This is a genomic window from Arthrobacter sp. Ha26, from assembly GCF_059091705.1.
In genome coordinates this window covers 1-17,746 of the sequence record NZ_JBNHGX010000010.1, presented here as the reverse complement: position 1 = coordinate 17,746, position 17,746 = coordinate 1, and the positions used below count along the sequence as shown (strand labels likewise).

General features: G+C 61.4%; 12 protein-coding genes and 1 pseudogene. 5 read left to right on the top strand and 8 right to left on the bottom strand.

Going from position 1 to position 17,746, the window contains the following annotated elements; all coding sequences use genetic code 11:
• Window position 1: 1 nt before the first annotated feature.
• The 3 genes from AC5RVY_RS18555 to AC5RVY_RS18545 are packed head-to-tail and all read right to left on the bottom strand — an operon-like array spanning window position 2 to window position 4,092.
• Window positions 2-1,804 carry a dipeptide/oligopeptide/nickel ABC transporter permease/ATP-binding protein gene (locus tag AC5RVY_RS18555; RefSeq protein WP_493956165.1) on the bottom strand — a complete coding sequence of 601 codons (1,803 nt, stop codon included), beginning with the start codon at window positions 1,802-1,804 and terminating at the stop codon, window positions 2-4.
• On the bottom strand, window positions 1,801-2,742 hold the full coding sequence (locus tag AC5RVY_RS18550) for an ABC transporter permease (RefSeq protein ID WP_493956164.1): 942 nt from the start codon (window positions 2,740-2,742) through the stop codon (window positions 1,801-1,803). Before AC5RVY_RS18550 ends, AC5RVY_RS18555 begins: the two co-directional genes overlap by 4 nt.
• Before the next feature lie 21 nt (window positions 2,743-2,763).
• The gene (locus AC5RVY_RS18545; RefSeq protein ID WP_493956163.1) at window positions 2,764-4,092 is read right to left on the bottom strand and encodes an ABC transporter substrate-binding protein; all 1,329 of its coding nucleotides are present in this window, start codon (window positions 4,090-4,092) and stop codon (window positions 2,764-2,766) included.
• A 455-nt stretch (window positions 4,093-4,547) separates the two neighbouring features.
• Between AC5RVY_RS18545 and AC5RVY_RS18540 the strand changes: the two genes are divergently transcribed.
• The 3 genes and pseudogenes from AC5RVY_RS18540 (at window position 4,548) to AC5RVY_RS18530 (ending at window position 6,244) form a co-directional block, all read left to right on the top strand.
• Window positions 4,548-5,639 carry a LacI family DNA-binding transcriptional regulator gene (locus AC5RVY_RS18540; RefSeq protein WP_493956162.1) on the top strand — a complete coding sequence of 364 codons (1,092 nt, stop codon included), beginning with the start codon at window positions 4,548-4,550 and terminating at the stop codon, window positions 5,637-5,639.
• Window positions 5,640-5,704: 65 nt separating this feature from the next.
• Window positions 5,705-5,905, top strand: a pseudogene (locus tag AC5RVY_RS18535) (LacI family DNA-binding transcriptional regulator); the annotation flags it as partial.
• Between the two features lie 129 nt (window positions 5,906-6,034).
• The gene (locus tag AC5RVY_RS18530; protein ID WP_493956184.1) at window positions 6,035-6,244 is read left to right on the top strand and encodes a hypothetical protein; all 210 of its coding nucleotides are present in this window, start codon (window positions 6,035-6,037) and stop codon (window positions 6,242-6,244) included.
• Between the two features lie 147 nt (window positions 6,245-6,391).
• On the opposite strand, the gene AC5RVY_RS18525 is transcribed toward AC5RVY_RS18530, so the two are convergent.
• Both AC5RVY_RS18525 and AC5RVY_RS18520 read right to left on the bottom strand, forming a co-directional pair.
• The gene (locus tag AC5RVY_RS18525) at window positions 6,392-7,423 is read right to left on the bottom strand and encodes a LacI family DNA-binding transcriptional regulator (protein ID WP_493956161.1); all 1,032 of its coding nucleotides are present in this window, start codon (window positions 7,421-7,423) and stop codon (window positions 6,392-6,394) included.
• A 129-nt stretch (window positions 7,424-7,552) separates the two neighbouring features.
• Window positions 7,553-9,406, bottom strand: coding sequence for a PKD domain-containing protein (locus tag AC5RVY_RS18520; RefSeq protein ID WP_493956160.1), 1,854 nt, complete (start codon window positions 9,404-9,406; stop codon window positions 7,553-7,555).
• Between the two features lie 445 nt (window positions 9,407-9,851).
• On the opposite strand from AC5RVY_RS18520, the gene AC5RVY_RS18515 reads away from it, so the two are divergent.
• Both AC5RVY_RS18515 and AC5RVY_RS18510 read left to right on the top strand, forming a co-directional pair.
• Window positions 9,852-12,263 (top strand): glycoside hydrolase family 3 N-terminal domain-containing protein, encoded by a 2,412-nt coding sequence (locus AC5RVY_RS18515; RefSeq protein WP_493956159.1) that lies wholly within the window; start codon window positions 9,852-9,854, stop codon window positions 12,261-12,263.
• Between the two features lie 116 nt (window positions 12,264-12,379).
• On the top strand, window positions 12,380-13,408 hold the full coding sequence (locus AC5RVY_RS18510; protein WP_493956158.1) for a family 43 glycosylhydrolase: 1,029 nt from the start codon (window positions 12,380-12,382) through the stop codon (window positions 13,406-13,408).
• Window positions 13,409-13,961: 553 nt separating this feature from the next.
• Here AC5RVY_RS18510 and AC5RVY_RS18505 read toward each other — a convergent pair.
• From AC5RVY_RS18505 to AC5RVY_RS18495, 3 genes are all read right to left on the bottom strand, one after another.
• The gene (locus tag AC5RVY_RS18505) at window positions 13,962-14,642 is read right to left on the bottom strand and encodes a response regulator (protein ID WP_493956157.1); all 681 of its coding nucleotides are present in this window, start codon (window positions 14,640-14,642) and stop codon (window positions 13,962-13,964) included.
• A complete protein-coding gene (locus AC5RVY_RS18500) occupies window positions 14,635-16,044 on the bottom strand; it encodes a sensor histidine kinase (RefSeq protein WP_493956156.1) in 1,410 nt (469 codons plus the stop codon). Before AC5RVY_RS18500 ends, AC5RVY_RS18505 begins: the two co-directional genes overlap by 8 nt.
• 313 nt (window positions 16,045-16,357) lie before the next feature.
• Window positions 16,358-17,505, bottom strand: a protein-coding gene (locus AC5RVY_RS18495; protein ID WP_493956155.1) for an IS3 family transposase whose coding sequence is annotated in 2 segments (ribosomal slippage) — window positions 16,358-17,226 and window positions 17,226-17,505 — 1,149 coding nt in all. Because the reading frame shifts where the segments join, the coding sequence is not laid out codon by codon here.
• Window positions 17,506-17,746: the final 241 nt, after the last annotated feature.

Genomic DNA, 17,746 nt, shown 5'->3' with positions numbered 1-17,746 from the left:
GTTAGGCCTCCATCAATTCGACGCGACGTGATGACGCGAGCAGTTCTTGGGTGTAGGGCTCCCGCGGTGAAGCGAACAAGCCCTCGGCGTCGTTGCGTTCCACGATCCTTCCGGATTTCATGACGCTGACGGTGTCGCAGAGGTCGGCGACGACTCCGAGATTGTGGGTGACCAGAATCATGGCCAGTCCGCGCTCGGAGCTGAGCTCGCGCAGAAGCTCCAGCACGTCGGCCTGAACCGTGACATCGAGCGCTGTTGTGGGTTCGTCTGCGACGATGATGTCGGGATCAGAGGCGATGGCACCACAGATAAGGACCCGCTGGGCCATCCCGCCGGATATCTCGTGGGGGTACAGGCGCATTACACGTTCGGGGTCCTTGATTCCCACCCTCTTGAGCAGGGACAGCAACTTCTCCTGCGCTTCCTTTGCCGGCATTGGGCGGGCTGCCCGCAGCCCGTACGTCAGTTGGGCCCCGATCGTGAATGATGGGTCCAGGTTGGACATCGGTTCCTGTGGCACGTAGGCGATACGGCGTCCGCGGACTCCGCGCATTTGCTTTTTGTCAGTGAGGAGGTCCTCGCCGTCCAGGAGGATGCTGCCGCCTAGAATTAGTGCTTCACGGGGCAGGATGCCGAGGGTGGCGAAAGCCATCTGTGATTTTCCTGAGCCCGACTCCCCCACCAGGCCGTGGATCTCGCCCCGGCGGACATCCAGGTCCACTCCGTGCACCACTTCAACGACGGTGTTGCCGTCGTTACTGGGGTAACCGACGCGCAGCCCTCTGATCGACAGCACTACATCGTCTGAACTGCCGATAGCCATTGATTCGACGGGAGGGCCCGCCTGTGTATCTGCCGCAGCGGCGGCGATCAGCGCGCGGCGTTTCTTGGGTGAGGGGGCTTTGCTGCGCGAGGTTTCCTGCAGGACATCGCGCAGAGCGTTTCCGAGCAGGATGAGCGCCAAGATCGTCAGGGTAAGGATGGCTGCTGGAAAGAGGACAGCTGCAGGTGAACTGTAAATGTTGTCAAAGGTCTGTTGCAGGATGCGGCCCCAGGACGGTTGGGCAGGGTCGCCGAGACCCAAAAAGTCCACGCCGCCTTGAATACCGATGCCGGCAGCAAGCACAAAGGAGCTCTGAATGACCACAGGTGCCCGCACGGCCCACAGGACGTGCCGGCCAACAATTCGGGCATCCGAGAGTCCGACAACCTTGGCCGCGTCGACGTAAAGCTCCGAGCGGACAGCGACGACGACCGAGCGCACAAGGCGGAAGTAGCTGGGCGCGATCAAAACACCGGTTACTGCCATCGCGAGGTTGATGTTGGGACCTGTCAGGGCGTAGAGGGCTATCAGCAATACGATGCCCGGCAGGGACATGAGGACATCGGACACGAAGTTGAGAACGGCTTCGATCCGCCCCCGGTAGAAGCCGCCGACCAGGCCGGCGGGCAGACCAAGGAGGAGTGAAACAGCCAGCACGATGAGAGCCGCGACCAGTGTTCCCTGGGTACCCCACATCAGCCGGGAGAAAATATCCCTACCCGCCTGGTCGGCACCTAGGAGGTGGCCGGGGGTCCCTGGGCTACTGTTGGCCGCCAGGAGGTCCGTTTCAGTGGGACCCCACGGTGCCAGCCACGGAGCGCTCAGGCCGAAAAGAACCACCAGGAGCAAGAATCCTAGGCTGAACGCTCCGATGGGATTTGACAGGAGTCTCCGCCAGGCTGGCTGACGGCCCGATGCGCTGCGTGGATCGACAGGGATAGGGGCAGCCGCGCTGAGCTCCTTTTCGACGACGTCGCTCATCGGATCCTAGCTTTCGGGTTGAGGGCAGCGCCGACCAGGTCGGCGATGAAATTTACGATGAGGATCAGGACGATGGTGACAAGAATGGCCCCCATCACCATCGGCACGTCCCCCTGTTGTGCGGAGTTCGTAGCAAGCTGGCCAAGCCCTGGCAGGGCGAAGATCTGCTCAACGAAGATCGCTCCTCCGAAGAGGCCGATCACGCCAAGGCTGAGCGCGATCAGCCCCGGGCCGCTGGCGCTGCGCAGGACATGCCGGAACACGATGTGGTGTTCAGGTATGCCGCGGGCGCGCAGTGTACGAACGAAATCCTGGTGCAACGTGTCGTTCACCGCGCTGCGGAACTGGGATGCTGCGTTTGCGACCGAACCAATCAGCAGAGCGATGACCGGAAGGGTGATCGAACCGATCCACGGACCGATTCCCTTTGCGGGGCTGACGTAGCCGGTTGCAGGAAATATTCTCCATATGACGGCGAAAGCGAAGACAAGGACGATGCCCACGACGTAAGGCTGAAGTGCCGCGCCGCCGACGGCGACCAACTGCACCGTCCGGTCCAGCCATCCGCCGTAGAGGGCGGAGGCTACCCCGAGAAGGACGCTGAGCAGGATCATCAGCACCAGGGTGAAGGAAACCAGGGACAGCGTCACCGGTACCCGCGTGGAGAGTGCATTGGCAACGGGTTCGCTCGTGAAGAATGAATTACCGAGATCACCTGTCACCGCTCCCTGCAGCCATGACCAGTACTGAACGAGGAGGGGCTGGTCGAGGCCCAGTCTGATGACTTCCTGCCGAACCTGCTCCTCGCTTGCATTGATTCCCAGGACGCCGCGGGCAATGCCGGGGCCGTTTCCGTACATCAGGGCAAACGTTGCGAACGTGACGGCAAGCAGGACGCCGACCGATCGCAGGAGATTTTTGAGTAAAGACAGTGTCATTTCCGGGCCTCGACCTTCTGGTTACTTCTGGAAGTCGCGCAGGAGCGGGTGCAGCTGCGAGAAGTCCGATACCTGCGCGATGCGCACATTGCCGGTGTGCGCGTAGTAGCCGTCCGGGTAGGCCAGGGGAACAAACCACGCCTGGTCGATGACGTACTGGTTGATGTCCTTCTGAGCCTGCTTGGACTCTTCCTCAGATCCGCTCAGCACTTTCTCCCACAGCCCGGCAATTGTTGCGTCTTCCTGATGGGACACGTTCCAGATGCCGGTGGGAAGGATGTAATCAACGATGTCCTGCTTGGAATCACCGTAGTTTCCAAGCTGCCAGAGCGGCACAGGGTAGGTGCCACTGAGGATGTTGGAGATGGCGTCCGGGCCGGTCTGGGGTACTTCTTTCACCTTGATGTTGATCTTTCCGAGGGCTTCGGAGATGTACGCGATCAGGGTTTCGTGGTTCTGTCCCTTCATTGTCGGGATCTGGAGTTCAAATCCGTCTGCGTAGCCAGCATCCTGCATGAGCTGCTTCGCCTTTTCGACATCAAACGGGTAGGGATCCTTCAGGCCGTCGAGGTATGCATCCGTTCCTTCGCGGAAGATCTGGGAGGCGGGGTCGGCCTTCCCGCGGTAGAGCTGCTTCGCGATGGCATCCCGGTCGAAGACCATGTTCATTGCCTGACGGACTTTGATGTCACCAAGGGCGGGGATCGTTTCGCCCTTGTGGTCAGTGATGAGCAGCCGAGTGGTCGTACCGCGCATCTTCTGGGCCTGGAGGTTTGAAGCCGTCACCTCGTCCACGGTGGCAGCGGAGGCCAGTACACCGTCAATTTGGCCCGTCTTGAGAGCATTGATGCCTGCAGTTTCACTCTCAAGGACCTTGAACACCACGTTCTCGTACGGGTACGTGCCTGCATCCCAGTAGTCGGCGCGCTTGGTCACGGCGTAGGTCGAACCACGCGTCGTCTCCCCGGCATTCAATACATAGGGCCCTGAACCAATGGGCTCCTTGTCAAGAGTTCCGGCCTTCACCGCCTCGGAAGGGACCACCTGCAACTCACAAAGGCGCGAAATCATCACTGCCTGCGCCGTCGGCCAAGTCAACGTGATGTTCTGGGGGTCCGCAATCTCGTACTTGATGCCCTCGAACCGGGCATTCGTCTTGGCAAAGTTTTCCCCGGATGCCTGAATGTCAGCGGCATCGACGGCGCTGCCATCAGAGAATGTGATGCCCTCACGGATGTGCAGGGTCGCTGATTTCCGGTCCTCGCTGAATTCCCACTTATCGGCAACCTGGCCGGAAGGGGTGTTGGTCGCATCGCAATTCAAGACCGAGTCGAAAATAGCGTCCGCCATCCACCCCTGATAGGGCGGTTGAAGGGCAGGGTTATAGCCTTCAATATCGGCGGTTTGACCTAGGGTCAGCGTTGTCTTCTCGCCGCTCGCCTCGCCACCCTGGGTTGATCCAGTGCAGGCAGTAAGGGCAAGGGCGAGAACCGTAACGGGGGCTGCAAGAGCCAGGGAGGTACGTCGTATGCGTCGCAAGGGTTACTCCTTCGTAAGATGACGCCGGCTCCGAAAGCTTGGGCTTTAGAGCGAAAGAACATGTTCAATGCGGTATGACTCAGCTCACTACCGTGTGCAACGTTCTACACCGAGGATAGAGATGTGACGGGGAGTACGTCAAGCCTTATCGGCGGGAACTAGGGGCATGTACATGCAATATGCCTTGTTTTGGACAATGGCTCGTGCAACGTTCTTCAAACCGCTATGGTTCTTACGTGACGACAAGGAAGCCGAGACCGACAGGCATGGAAGCTGAAACCACTCCTGCGCCCCCGCCGGGAAGCCAGCTGCGGCGTGCCACAATGCGCGACGTTGCACAGGAGGCGGGGGTTTCTGTCTCTGCCGTTTCCAAGATCCTTCGTGGCGCCTATGGCAGCAGCCCGGAAATGCGGACCAAGGTGCTCGGCGCGATCGAGAAGTTAGGCTACCGCCCCAACGCCGGTGCGCGGGCCATGAGGGGACGCTCCTACACAATTGGTGTGATGCTCGTGGAGCTGTCATCACCCTTCCAGCCCGAAGTTGTCCAGGGTATCAGTGAAGAGTTTGAAGGCACTCCGTATCAGGAAATCTTTATCGCCGCCGGCCTGTCGCCCGAACGCCAAAAGCGGTCCATCGAGGCTTTGTTGGACCGCCAGGTCGACGGTGTCATCCTCATTGCGCCATGGATGGAAGCAAATTGGATTGAAGAGTTGGGATCCAGGATCCCTACCGTCACTGTGGCTTTGCACGGTGTTGCCACAAACTTCGATACGGTCGTGGATGACGATTATGAGGGCTCACGCCTGGTCGTCGAACACCTGGTCAGCCGCGGGCACCGCCGCATAGTTCATACCAGCATGCCCCCCAGTGCCGCGACTGCACCGTTTGCGCTCTCACATACCGCCCGCCGTGACGGCTACGTTCGTGCGATGCACCAGCACGGCCTCGAACCCGACGTCATCTCAACGCATTACTCAGAAGAGGGTGGCTATCGCGCCGCGATGGAAGCCTTCGCCAGGCAAGAGCGGCCTACAGCGATATTCGCCGGAGCGGACATCGCCGCACTTGGCGTTCTCCGGGCTGCCGAGCACCACAACCTCCGTGTGCCAGAGGATGTATCAGTCGTTGGTTATGACAATATTTACATCTCCACGGTCAACCGGATCGCGCTCACAACAGTGGACCAGTCGGGCCGCATGACCGGGTCTAAAGCTGCCCGCCTGCTGCTCGATCGCCTTGACGGTCGAACCAGCGCCGCTCAGTACGTGATCGCACCGCGCCTTGTACCCCGGTCAACCAGCGGTCTGGCGCCGACGGTAGCCAGTGAACAAAAATCAGTTCAAAGCCTGCAGGCATAGCCTTAGCAGCCGCCCAGTCATCCGTTGTCCCCTGACAACCAGGAGTATTAGGGAGAAGTTCAGCCATGAGCACCGGAATCAAGTCTCGCGCCATGTCAGCTGGCAGTCTGCCAACAGGCATGGACGTCGCCAGCCCGGGGGCAACGAGGCGGGATGTGGCAGCGGCGGCAGGCGTCTCTGTTGCCACCGTCTGGAATGTACTTAACAGTCCCCAGTTGGTGGCGCCCGGGACCAGAGCCCGCGTCGAACAGGCCATCAACGAACTCGGCTTCCAGCCCATTCTGCGTGCCTGGAAGCAACGCGACCCGCGCGGGCCAGGCACGCGGAGCCACCGAAGCAATCTGGACCAAAACTGTGCATCCTTCCAGCCCGGAGGCGCAGCAAAGGATAGGACAATGCGCAGTTCCGAGCAGACAGCGCAATTAGGAGGCGTTGACGTTAGGCCCGGCGAACGTGTGACCGTGCAAGTGGAATCCGAAATACTTTCCGGCGTGGTCGATTCCGTCATGCCGGATTACTCATACTTCTGGATCTGGTCAGACAACGGAATGGGCCGGCGACTAGTAGAGGCTGCGGCCATATCGACCAATAACGAACTGACCTGAAATAAACGGACAGCGCAGCATTGCCTGATACAGGCTGGAAATCCCGACAGGCAGTCCGGATCACCGGGTCAGCTGCAAGCGCGGAACCTTACGGGATGTGCGCTCGAAGCTCCAGTGGATGTCCTGTTCGGTGTAGCGAGTGTCTTCTCAGGGAAGACGAGCAGTCGTGCCGCGGATCACTAAATGTGGCTCGAGCAGCTCGTGGCGCGCCCCTGTCCTGCCCTCAATGCGCTCCACAACCAGGTGACCGACCCGCTTGCCCATCTCCATACCGGCCTGATCGATTGTCGTAAGCCTGATGGGCCCGAGAGACGAGGTGCGCGAGTTATCGTATCCGACCAGTGAGTATGCCTGGGGCACTGACTGGCCACCCTCCCACAACTCGCTCATCATGCCCAGCGCGACGATGTCCGCTCCGGCGTGCACCGCCGTCGGCGGGGCGTTCAGGGCTGCGATCTGCCGGGCGGCTTCCTTTCCGCCGTCAAGATTCCAACGGGAGTCGATGACGATTGCCTCACGATCGAGCCCATGTCTGCTCATCGAAAGCTCGAAACCCCTGAGACGGTGGCACTCCGGCCGGCTGGCGTCGCCGCGACCGTCCGCGTGCATGACGAACGCAATCCGCCGGTGCCCCAGCTCGACGAAGTGGTCGACGACGAGTTGTGTGCCCAGTTCATCGTCGGCAGCGACAGAGTCGAAAGCGTGGCTCTGGCTGTGGTGGCCCACGACCACGAGCGGAATGTTCATCGCTATCTGCTCAAGTTCCGCGGCGGTCATCAGCGGGGCCACCAGGACGAGACCGTCCATCTGGTGGTCAATCATCGCCTCAACGACGGCCTTCTGCGGCAGCGCTTCGAAACCGCTCGGCGACACGAACAGCTCATAGGACAGGGGGCGGATAATGCTGGAAATGCCGTCGGTGATGAGACTGAGAAACGGGTTCTCGATGTCGGAGGCGACAACGCCGATGGTGAACGTCCGGCCCCGCATGCCCCGCGCCGGCCCGTAGGGGCGGTAGCCGAGCTCCTCCATGGCCTCTTGGACGCGGGCACGCATGGACTCGCTCGCACCGTAGGCGTTGCGCAGAACTTTTGAGGCGGAGGCCGTGGACACTCCTGCGTGCTTGGCCACGTCCACGATGGTGACGCGGCGTCGTCGCTGGCCGCTGGTCTCGCTCATCGGATCCCCTCTGCTTCGACCCCAAGAGTACTAGCAGACGTGCTGTGGCTGCCCGAAAAAGGGTGGACGGACCTGAGCCCCCCGCGGTTGCCGCGGGGGGCTCAGGTAGCGGCCGGTGTCCGAAGGGCCTTAGCCGGCGGACGTGACGACGATTTTGACCCGGTCGAGGTTTTGCGCCAGCGCGAACCTGGCTGTCGCGTCGCCGTTGCGCTCTGAGGAGACGCGAAGCGCGACCAGGTATGTCCCCGGTTTGTCGAACGTGGCGGTGGTCTGAAGCGTGATGACGTTCCCGCTCCGGGCGAACGGTGCGTCCGTGTAGACCCCGTCGCCGTCGAGGTCCCATTCCGCCTTGACGATTTCACCGGCGCCAGGTGGCACCTGCGCCTTGGCTTTGAGGGTGACTGCCTGGCCCGCCTTTGTTGTCGCGGTTTCCTTGCCTTGGGTGGTGAGGTCGACAGTGGGTTGAATCCCGCGGCGGGCGGCAGCGTTGTCAGGCACGACGATCTGCGCATCGGCGACCTGATATTTGGTGGAGGCGGGCGGTTCTACGCCCCTCTCTGCCCACGCGCTGACATCCCGGAGTGCCTGCTCGGCCATGCCGTACCAGTTGACCAGGTGCTTCGCCCGCTCCCCCGTAACAGGTGCGTCCTGATGGTCGGCATGGTCATTAAAGTAGACCCGATAGTTGTCGGCTGCGGCGTTGCCCAGGCTGGCCTCGACGCGATGGCGATACCAGTCGGTATGCCACGGCAGGGCATCGGTGTCGTAGAGATTGGACACCGCGATGACCTTCCCATTGATGGAGCCGTCGAAAGCGGCGTTGCCGGATACGGCACCTCCGAAGCCCGGTTCTTTCACAGGCCGTTGCGGATAGAGCGGAGTGCCATCGGGGCCACGGAACTGGTCAAGCCCGATCCAGCCTTCGCTTGCGGCGGGGATTTGGTAGCGGTAGTAGAAGCGTTTGGCGATGTTCCAACGGTTCGCAAGGGTATCGCCCGCCTTGTCCAGTTCTGCCCGCACACGCTCACCCAGCGGCGAATTCTCGGTGCCCAAGTAACCAGCCGCGCTCCAGAAGTCGTTGACGTAGGTCGGATCATAGGAAAGCGGGGTGCTGTTGACTAGACCGTTGGCGTACTGCTCCGAGCGGCCCAACAGGTAGTCGGGGTACTCCCACCCCTTCCAGGGAATGCCGAGAGCGTGACCTTCTCTCAGCATGGCCTGCTCCGCCTCGTCGAGGCCGGCAAACGGGTCACCGCTGCCTCCCGGCAGCAACGCGGTTCGGATCTGGTCAGCCTTGTCACCGAGGATGAGTTCAGCGGCTGACCGGCCAAGGAAATTGTAGGACGAGGGGGCGGGCACTGCCTGAACCAGCGGGACGAACCCCTGCCATACTCCGGTGGTGTTTTCGGCGGCGCCGACCGTCTGGAAGGAACCTCCACTGGGCCCGTAGAGGTACCCGGAAATTTGGCGGTCGCTCCCGTAGTACTTCGCGGCCACCGTCTCGGCGAACTTGGCGGCGGCGGCCGCATGCCGATATCCCAATGACACAGACGTGTTCCCGGCCTGCACCGCGTAACCGCCACTGGAGAGCGCAAATCCGATGGCGCGGTCGTCCGCCTGCGAGGTGTCCGGTGCGGCGGGAAACACGACGGGATAGGTGAACTGGAAGAATCGGCCCTCCCACTGCGCCTTGTTCTCCCTCGCATGGAGGTAAACGGTGAACTGGATGTTCGTGTCCTTGAAATGGCCCCTGATGCGGTGGTGCGGCATGGGCGCTGTTTCATCGGTCTCACTGTCGATGACGGGAGTGCCATATGTCGGGTCGATGCAGCCCTCAGTTACTTGCATGGCTGCGCCGACGGTCGCGCATTCAGGTGGTGCGGCAAGCCCCGGGCTCGCAGTGCCGAGTCCAGCACCGACGAGCAATGTGGCAGCAAGGGCGCTGATTCCTCCGCGGCGGGCAAGCGTGGGGTGGATCTTCATTGGTCCTCCTTCATTGAGTGTCTCCGGGGCCGCGCCAGCCGGATGAGAGATAACCACGGCAGTGGAGAACGTTCTCCATGGAACGTTTCAACGGAGAGTACACGTGCTGGTGGGCGGGGTCAACCACCTGCGACGCTGCCTCCAAGGGGCTTCAGCCTAGGGTTTAGTTTTCTTAGCCTCGTCCGCGAAGTTACGACGTGAAGGGGTTGGGCCCACAGTGGTTAGCCAAGATTCCGTGCGCAAAGTGACCAAAAACTCCTTCCCTATTGCCACGTCAATGTGGCGACCATTACGCTTGCGTAGAACGTTGCACGCCAAGAGGTAACGCTCATGAAGTCCGGCGCCTATCGACCGGCGCGGCAGGGATACCCGCCGACCCGCTCGGGCCAGCTGAGACTGTCTCGACCGGTGCAACCACTGGTAAACGAAAGACCCAGGCATGAACATGAGCACGTACGTGACGAAACCATGGATGGACGAGGGGCTGGCTGCAGGCGAACGGGCCGACCTGCTGTTGGACAAGCTGAGCCTTGACGAGAAGTTGGCTCAGGTTTCCTGCTACTTTCCGGCCGACATAACGCAGACCGGCGATTTCGGTGAGCGTTTCCCGTTCGGCATTGGTGAGGTCTCGTGCCTCGAGGCGCGTTCTGCGCTAACGCTCGATGAGGTCACGGCCTTTCAGCATCGGGTGCAGGCGGAGGCAATGGCAGGTTCCGGGCACGGGATCCCGGCGATCTTCCACATGGAAGGGCTCTGTGGCGCGTATCTGCCGGGGGCGACGAGCTTCCCGTCCGGGCTCGGTCGGGCCGCTGGCTGGGATGTGGAGCTGGAACGGGAGATCGGAAACATCGTGGGGAGGCAGGAACGGGCAGTTGGTATCACTCATACCTTGGCTCCTGTTCTGGATGTTTCCCGCGACCCTCGGATGGGACGGCAGGGTGAGACCTATGGGGAAGACCCAACCCTTGCAGCCGCACTCGGCGTCGCTTTCACCCTTGGGTTGCAGGGCGAGGACGCAGCGGGCCGGCGCACAGAAGCGGTGGCAAAGCACTTCCTAGGCTCACACCACACCGAAGGCGGCATTCACGGGGCCCACTGCAACGTCCCCGATCGTCTGCTCGTGGAGGTGTACGGCAAGCCCTTCCAAGCAGCGATTACCCTCGGGGGGCTGCGGGGCGTGATGCCTTCCTACAACTCTGTCGGCGGCGAGCCGATTTCTGCCTCCGTCCGGTTGCTGAAGACACTGCTGCGGGAACAGATGGGTTTCGCTGGCTTGATTGTCTCTGACTACGGCGCCGTGGGAAACCTTCACACCGTCCAGCACGTTGCAGAGTCCCCGGCACATGCCGGTCTGGCGGCCCTGCGCGCGGGTATGGATGTCGAGCTTCACGTGCCACAGGGCTTCGGGCGCGAACTGCGGGAGTGGTTCGCGGACGGACGCGCCGATGTGGCCCTCCTTGACCGGGCGGTCCGCGAGGTGCTGGCCGCAAAGTTTCGTATGGGACTCTTCGAGCACCCCTTTGCCCCCGACTCGGCTGAGCGGGAGGCTGCGTTCGAGCCGGCCGCTGACAGGGAAGTCGCTGTGCAGTCTGCACGAGAATCGCTGGTCCTTCTGCAGAATGACGGCGCACTGCCATTGCGGCCGGACATCCGGACACTCGCAGTTATCGGCTGCCACGCGGCGACTGCCCGGTACTTTTTCGGCGGCTACACTCACTACTCCATGGCAGAGGGAAAACTCGCCGTCAACACCTCGATGGCCGGCCTCACCACCAGCAGCGAAAACCATCAGAGGGTGACCAACACCGTTCCAGGCACCACCATCGAGGCGTCCGACGGTTCGGCGTTCGAGGAACTGCTGCTGCAGCAACAGCCCGGCATCCGCAGCCTCCTCGACGAGCTTCGCATCCGGCTCCCCGGAACGGAGGTGAGCTGGGCGTACGGGTACCCAATTGCCGGCGGCGACGACTCCGGACACGACGAAGCCATCGCTCTCGCCAAGAAGGCCGACGTTGTGCTCCTAACGCTCGGAGGCAAACACGGCACGGCCTCCATCGCGTCAATGGGCGAGGGCATTGATGCAACCAACATCAACCTGCCGTCCTGCCAGGACGACCTGATCGTCAAGCTCGCCAAACTGGGCAAGCCAATAATCGGCATCCACCTCGACGGCCGGCCGGTATCCAGCCACGCCGCCGACACACACCTGGCGGCACTCCTGGAAGCATGGAGCCCCGCCGAAGGCGGAGCCGAAGCTATCGTCGACGTCCTCACCGGTGCCCACAACCCGAGCGGGCGGCTACCGGTCAGCGTCGCACGCAACGCCGGCCAGGTCCCGGTCTACTACAACCACCCGCATGGGTCGGCTTGGAACCAAGGCGAGAGCATCGGGTTCCCCGATTACGTCGATGCGCCCCACACACCGCGATACTTCTTCGGGCACGGGCTCTCCTACACAACGTTCGACTATTCGGATCTTGAACTCTCGCAGCACGAAGTAGCCGCTGACGACACGGTCACCATCTCGCTCACCGTGACCAATAGCGGAGCGCGGCCCGGAACCGAGATTATCCAGCTCTACGTCAGTGACAAATTCGCATCGGTCTCGAGGCCGGTGCTGGAGCTCGCCGGTTTCCGCCGGCTCGACCTTCAACCGGGGCAGGCAGCCCGGGTCCACTTCCAACTCGATATCAGCCAACTGGCCTTCCTCGACGCCGACATGCGCTGGCGGGTCGAATCAGGGGAAGTCGACATCATGATTGGCGCCTCCTCGAACGACCTGCGGCTGAGGGAATCGGTATCCATCGTTTCAGGCGCCGTTATTGACGGCAAAAACCGAAGCTTCTATACCGGCTAGCACAACGTCGAAGGCTTACCCGCAAAAGGATGACATGCGGCAGCCGGTCTATTGGCCGCCCTACTCCCCCAATGCAATAAAAATGCGGCAATGCTGCGAAGAAGAGAGAGTTTCCAATGAATAAGCTGATCCGCCCCGGTGAGATCATGACCGACACTGAAGGCAAGCGCATCCACATCCACGGCGGCTCCGTACTTGCCGTGGACGGCGAGTACTACTGGTATGGCGAAGACAAGTCCCAGTCAACACCAGCCAGCGGTAGATGGCACAGTGGGGTTCGCGCCTATCGCTCCCCCGACCTCTTGTCCTGGACTGACCTCGGGTCGATCCTGCCACCCGAACCCAACGACCCTGACTCACCCCTGCACCCTGCCAAGATGATGGACAGGCCGCATATTGTGCGTCACCCCTCTACTGGAAAATTCGTTTGTTGGATGAAGGTGATGCACGAGGACGGCAAGCAGCGCTCCTGGGTATACCAGGCGGATCGATTCGAAGGACCCTACCTTCTGGTCCGCGCCGGTTTTGAACCCCTTGGCATGAGTGCCGGTGACTTCGACCTGGTGGTTGACCCTGAAACACGCCGTGGCTACTACTACTTTGAACGCGTTCATTCCGAACTCATCTGCGCCGACCTGACCGAGGACCTTACGGATGTCACAGGAACATACTCCACGCATTTTCCCCACCCGCATCCACCACTCGTCCGAGAAGCACCAGCCTATTTTCGTCATGATGGCCGTCACTACCTCATCACCTCAGGAACGAGCTGGTATTTTCCCAACCGTTCCGAGGTCGCCGTCGCTGACGACTACCACGGTCCTTGGACAGTGGTCGGAGACCCCCACCGCAATGATCCGAGCGGCACATCATTCCGCTCCCAAATTTCCTCCGTGCTCACCCTGGAGGACGGCCGGCATGTTGCACTTGCAGACCGATGGCTCCCTGACGTGTCAGACGACATGATTCGCCGAGGCTGGCTAGCAACCGAAGCGCAGTTCACAGGGGGCGAACGGGATCCCGAAATTGACGCGTTCGTTCATGCCGGCGCTCCCGACACATCTCGCGCCTGTCACGTATGGCTGGAGATCCGCTTCGATAACGGCCTGCCAGTCATCGATTGGCAGGACGCCTGGCGGCCATAATGCGGCAAGGGCGGCCCCGCCGCCCACGCATTGACTCGGCACAGGATTCATTAGGGCACACCCAACCTGATAAAGGGGACTTGTTGGGTCCCAAAAATGGGGCTTAAATCCGCGTCCACTGAGAGGCCGGGTCCCGGCGCCGCCCACAGCCAGGGACAATTTTCATGGGTCATCCACCGCTGCTGCTGCTCGGGGAGCGAATCCAGGGGCTCCCAATATCCAGCCGTGGATATCCTGAATTGACCCCAACTGTGGACGGAACAGAGTCGCCCAGCGCCGCCCGGTCCGGGCCTCGCGAGGCTGACGGAATATCCACTATCGGCTCTTTGAGGGGCGGTCCAGAAGGGGGTGTATGGCGCCCAGTCTCATGGAGAATCTGGACGCAGCTGAAGGATCTAGCTAGTCGGTCCAAAACGAATGAAAGTTAAGCGGCCTACGCCTACAAGCACCAGGGCGCTTGCGGCCAAGATCAGGTGACAGCAAAAGAGTGCAAAGCCTATTCCGAGGGTGGCGAGAAACACCAGGTTCATGGCAACTGTCGTGGTGACATCCATCAGCTGCCTAGGAGCCTGCGCTCATGGGCGAAGGCGACCAATTGCAGGCGGGTGCGTATCGTCAGCTTGTCCAGGACGCTGCGCAGGTGGCTCTTGATGGTGGCCTCGGAAACGAAGAGAGCTTCGGCCATTACCGCGTTACTGAGCCCTTTGGCGGCGAGCAGGAAGACGTCTCGCTCCCGCGGTGAGAGGACGTTGAGGACTGACAGGTCCGGGTCGGCAGGTTGGCTTTGGCCGGCTTGCGCGAACAGGGAATGCACGGAGCCGGGCGCTATCACTGAATAGCCTGAGTGCACGGTTCTTATAGCTGCCAGCAGGAACTCCGGTTCCGCGCTCTTGAGCAGGTACCCGCTGGCGCCTGCCTGGACGGCGTCTACGACGGCCTTGTCCCGGTTGAAGGTAGTAAGCGCGATGATCCTTGGCCGGTCGGTGTTGTTTGTATCCGCCCACTCAACGATTTGCCGGATGGCGGTGACACCGTCCATGACAGGCATGCGCAGGTCCATCAGCATCACGTCCGGGCGCCTGTCGGTAGCCAGTGCGACAGCTTCCTTGCCATCGCTGGCTTCCCCGCAGAACTCCATGTCGTTCTGGCTTTCGATCAACATCTGGATCCCGGCCCTGAATAGCGGCTGGTCATCGACCAATGAGACTTTGATGCCGGCCGACGCGTCAGACACGATCCTTATCTCCAACCGCTGCAGGATGATCCTTGCCACCGAGTATCGATTCACCGGTGCTGCTGCCTTCGTCGGCAGGCCGCTCATCACCGGTCAGGTAGGGAATGAAGACCGCGACCCGGAATTCTTCCCCGTCTGACCCTGCTGACAGCCAGCCCCCTGCCAGGTGGGCGCGTTCCCGCATGCCAGGGAGACCTCTTCCCAGCCGTGCCGGTTCCAAGGCGCCTTGCTTTCCTTGCGAAGTGTTTTTCGTTGCTGATGCCACGTGCAGCGTCAGGCCAGGTCCACTCCAGTCGAAGTGCGCTCTTACCACGGTTCCTTGCCCTCCGTGCTTGAGGGCATTAGTCAGGCATTCCTGAACAATCCGAAATACAGCAACCTGCTGCCCCTCCGAAAGGGCCGCCGGGGTCCCTGCCTCGGTAGCGGTAATCTTCAGGCTGCCTTGCATCCCCTCAACCAGGGGTCCGATATCACTGAGTCGCGGCTGCGGGGTCGCCTGGCCGTCGTCCCGGACTCCCTCGATGACGCGCTGGGCGTCGATCAGAGCTGTACGCGCAGAGCCGGCGATATTTTCCAAAGCATTGCGGACAGGCTTTGGCTGATCAGCGCTCAGATAACGGGTTCCGTCGGCCTGAGCTGCGATAACCGCCAAGGAATGAGCCAGAACATCGTGTAGGTCCCGGGCTATCCGAGTCCTCTCCTGTTCAACGATCAGGTCGACCTCGGTTTCCTTGAGACTGTTCTCGGCCAACTCCCTCGACCGGAACAGATGGCCACGTTCCTGGTACAGGGAAAGAAGGAGACCAATGACGTAAAAGGCTGCCGCAACCAAAGCCAGGACCGAGAAGACCTGCCAACCGTACCTGCCCAAAAGGTAGCTGTCCCCGCCCTCCATGGGGTAGAGCCAGCCGACCCCCGCGCCGTACCTCCACGAAATCAGCAGGAACGTCATAACCCCGGCGAACACAAGGTTGGCCACGCCGGCGACGGTGCGCATCCGGCGCCCGGCAGTCCACACGATAAACCCCAACGCAATGAAGGACCCGAAGTAGATGGGCCAGTGATTCGCGTACATCGCCGGGATATCAGACGTCAGCTGCCCTGCGAGAAGTGCCGCCACCAACGCTAAGGAAACCAAAGGCTGCCACACGGCAACGCCGATGGCTAGGGTGGTCAGCACAAGCGGCAATGTGCCGGACCAGCTGAACAAGCCCGCGTCGCTCACTACTCCGTCCGGTCCAACCCCACTCATGCGCCCGGCCTCACCGACACACCACAAGGAGAAGAACACGGCAGCCGCAACAGGAGCGCCCCAACGCCGTCCAAAGTTCAAAACTGGTTCCATGCCTGTCACACTATCCACCGCTGTGAGCCCCCCCTGCCCTGACTTCTGAATATCCACCTAGAAGCCAAAACATTTCATCCCCAGGGCTAACCAGTGGATGCTCGGACGCGCCGAATACCTCCTAATCCGACGTCCGTCCCCGTTCCTTGGGAAACTGGGACACTCCGGCCGGAACCCATCTGACTAGATGCAGTCCGACAACATTTACCTATCCCGGCCACTCAACCAGGAAACAGCTCATTGGCCCATGAAGCTGCTGACGATGAAACTAACCCCGACCACCACGAACATGAAGCCGAAAAGCCGGGCGAAGGCCGGTTTAGCCATGAAGGAAGCTGGGGACTGCCCCGGCTTTGGTTGACTCGGGGTCTTAGGCCGCTGTGAGCGCGGTCCGGTTGATTGTTTCATATTCGATGGGCGTGAGTTTTCCGAGCCGCCTTTGCCGTCGTCGGCGGTGGTAGGTTCTCTCGATCCAGGTTGTGATGGCCAGCCGGAGGTCCTGCCGGTTGAGCCAGCGCTGACGGTCCAGAACGTTCTTTTGCAGCAGCGAGAAGAACGATTCCATCGCGGCGTTGTCCGCGCAGGCACCGACCCTGCCCATCGAGCCTGTGAGCCCGTGGTGGCGGAGTGCTTCGACGAAGCGGCGTGAACGGAACTGCGACCCGCGGTCTGAGTGCACCACGGTTCCGGCCGGGTTGCGCGCCCGCACCGCGTTCTCCAACGCAGCGACGGCCAGCGAGGACTTCATCCGGGAGTCCATCGAGTACCCGACGATCCTGCCGGAATACACGTCCTTCACCGCGCAGAGGTAGAGCTTCCCCTCGGCAGTGGGATGCTCGGTGATGTCCGTCAGCCACAGCTCGTTCGGTGCGGCGGCGGTGAAGTCCCGCTCGACCAAGTCGTCGTGGACCGGCGGACCGGGTTTCCGGTTCAGGCCACGCTTCTTGGAGAACACCGACCAAATGCCGTGGTCCCTGCACAGGCGCTGGACCCTGTTCTCACCCGCCGTGATGCCCTTTTCCGGGAGCTCGTCAGCGATGAACCGGTACCCGAATGCCGGGTCCTCGGCGTGGATGTCCAGTGCGGCGTTGACCAGGTGCGCATCGACCCAGTCCCGTTCGGTCACCGGACTGGCCCGCCACCGGTAATAGCCTTGCTTGCTGAAGCCCAACACCCTGCAGGTCACCGCCACGGGAACTCCGTCGGCGGCAAGATCCGTGACCAGCGGGTAGATCATTTTGGGTTGATGTCCCTGGCCAGATAGGCAGCCGCCCGGCGCAGGATCTCATTCTCCTGCTCCAACAACCGGTTCCGCTTCTTCAACTCCCGCATCTCAGCCGACTCCGTTCCCACGGTCGCCGCCGTCCCGGATTCCTTCCGTTCGGCGATGGCAATCCAGCGCTTCAACGTCGTGACCGAGAGTCCGAAATCCTTCGCGATCTGCGTCAACGGTGCCTCGCCCTTACGGGCCACATCAATAACATCCTGGCGGAACTCCGCCCCATACGGCGTGGGCATGGTCAACATCCTTCCACGAGCACGAGCTCGCTAGGTCAAGGAGTCAACAAAACCGGGGGCAGTCCCGATCTGATTGACAGCAAGGTAGCTCAGATTAGAGCAACCATTGACGACGTCGATGGGCGCCCCGGAACCCCCGCGGAGGTTTGTCAGCGTTGGTCGAAAAGTGAGCCATTTCGCGGGCTGAAAAGTGAGCCACTTTGACGCTGGTTATTCTGCCGTATTTTCCGGTCTTGTCGAG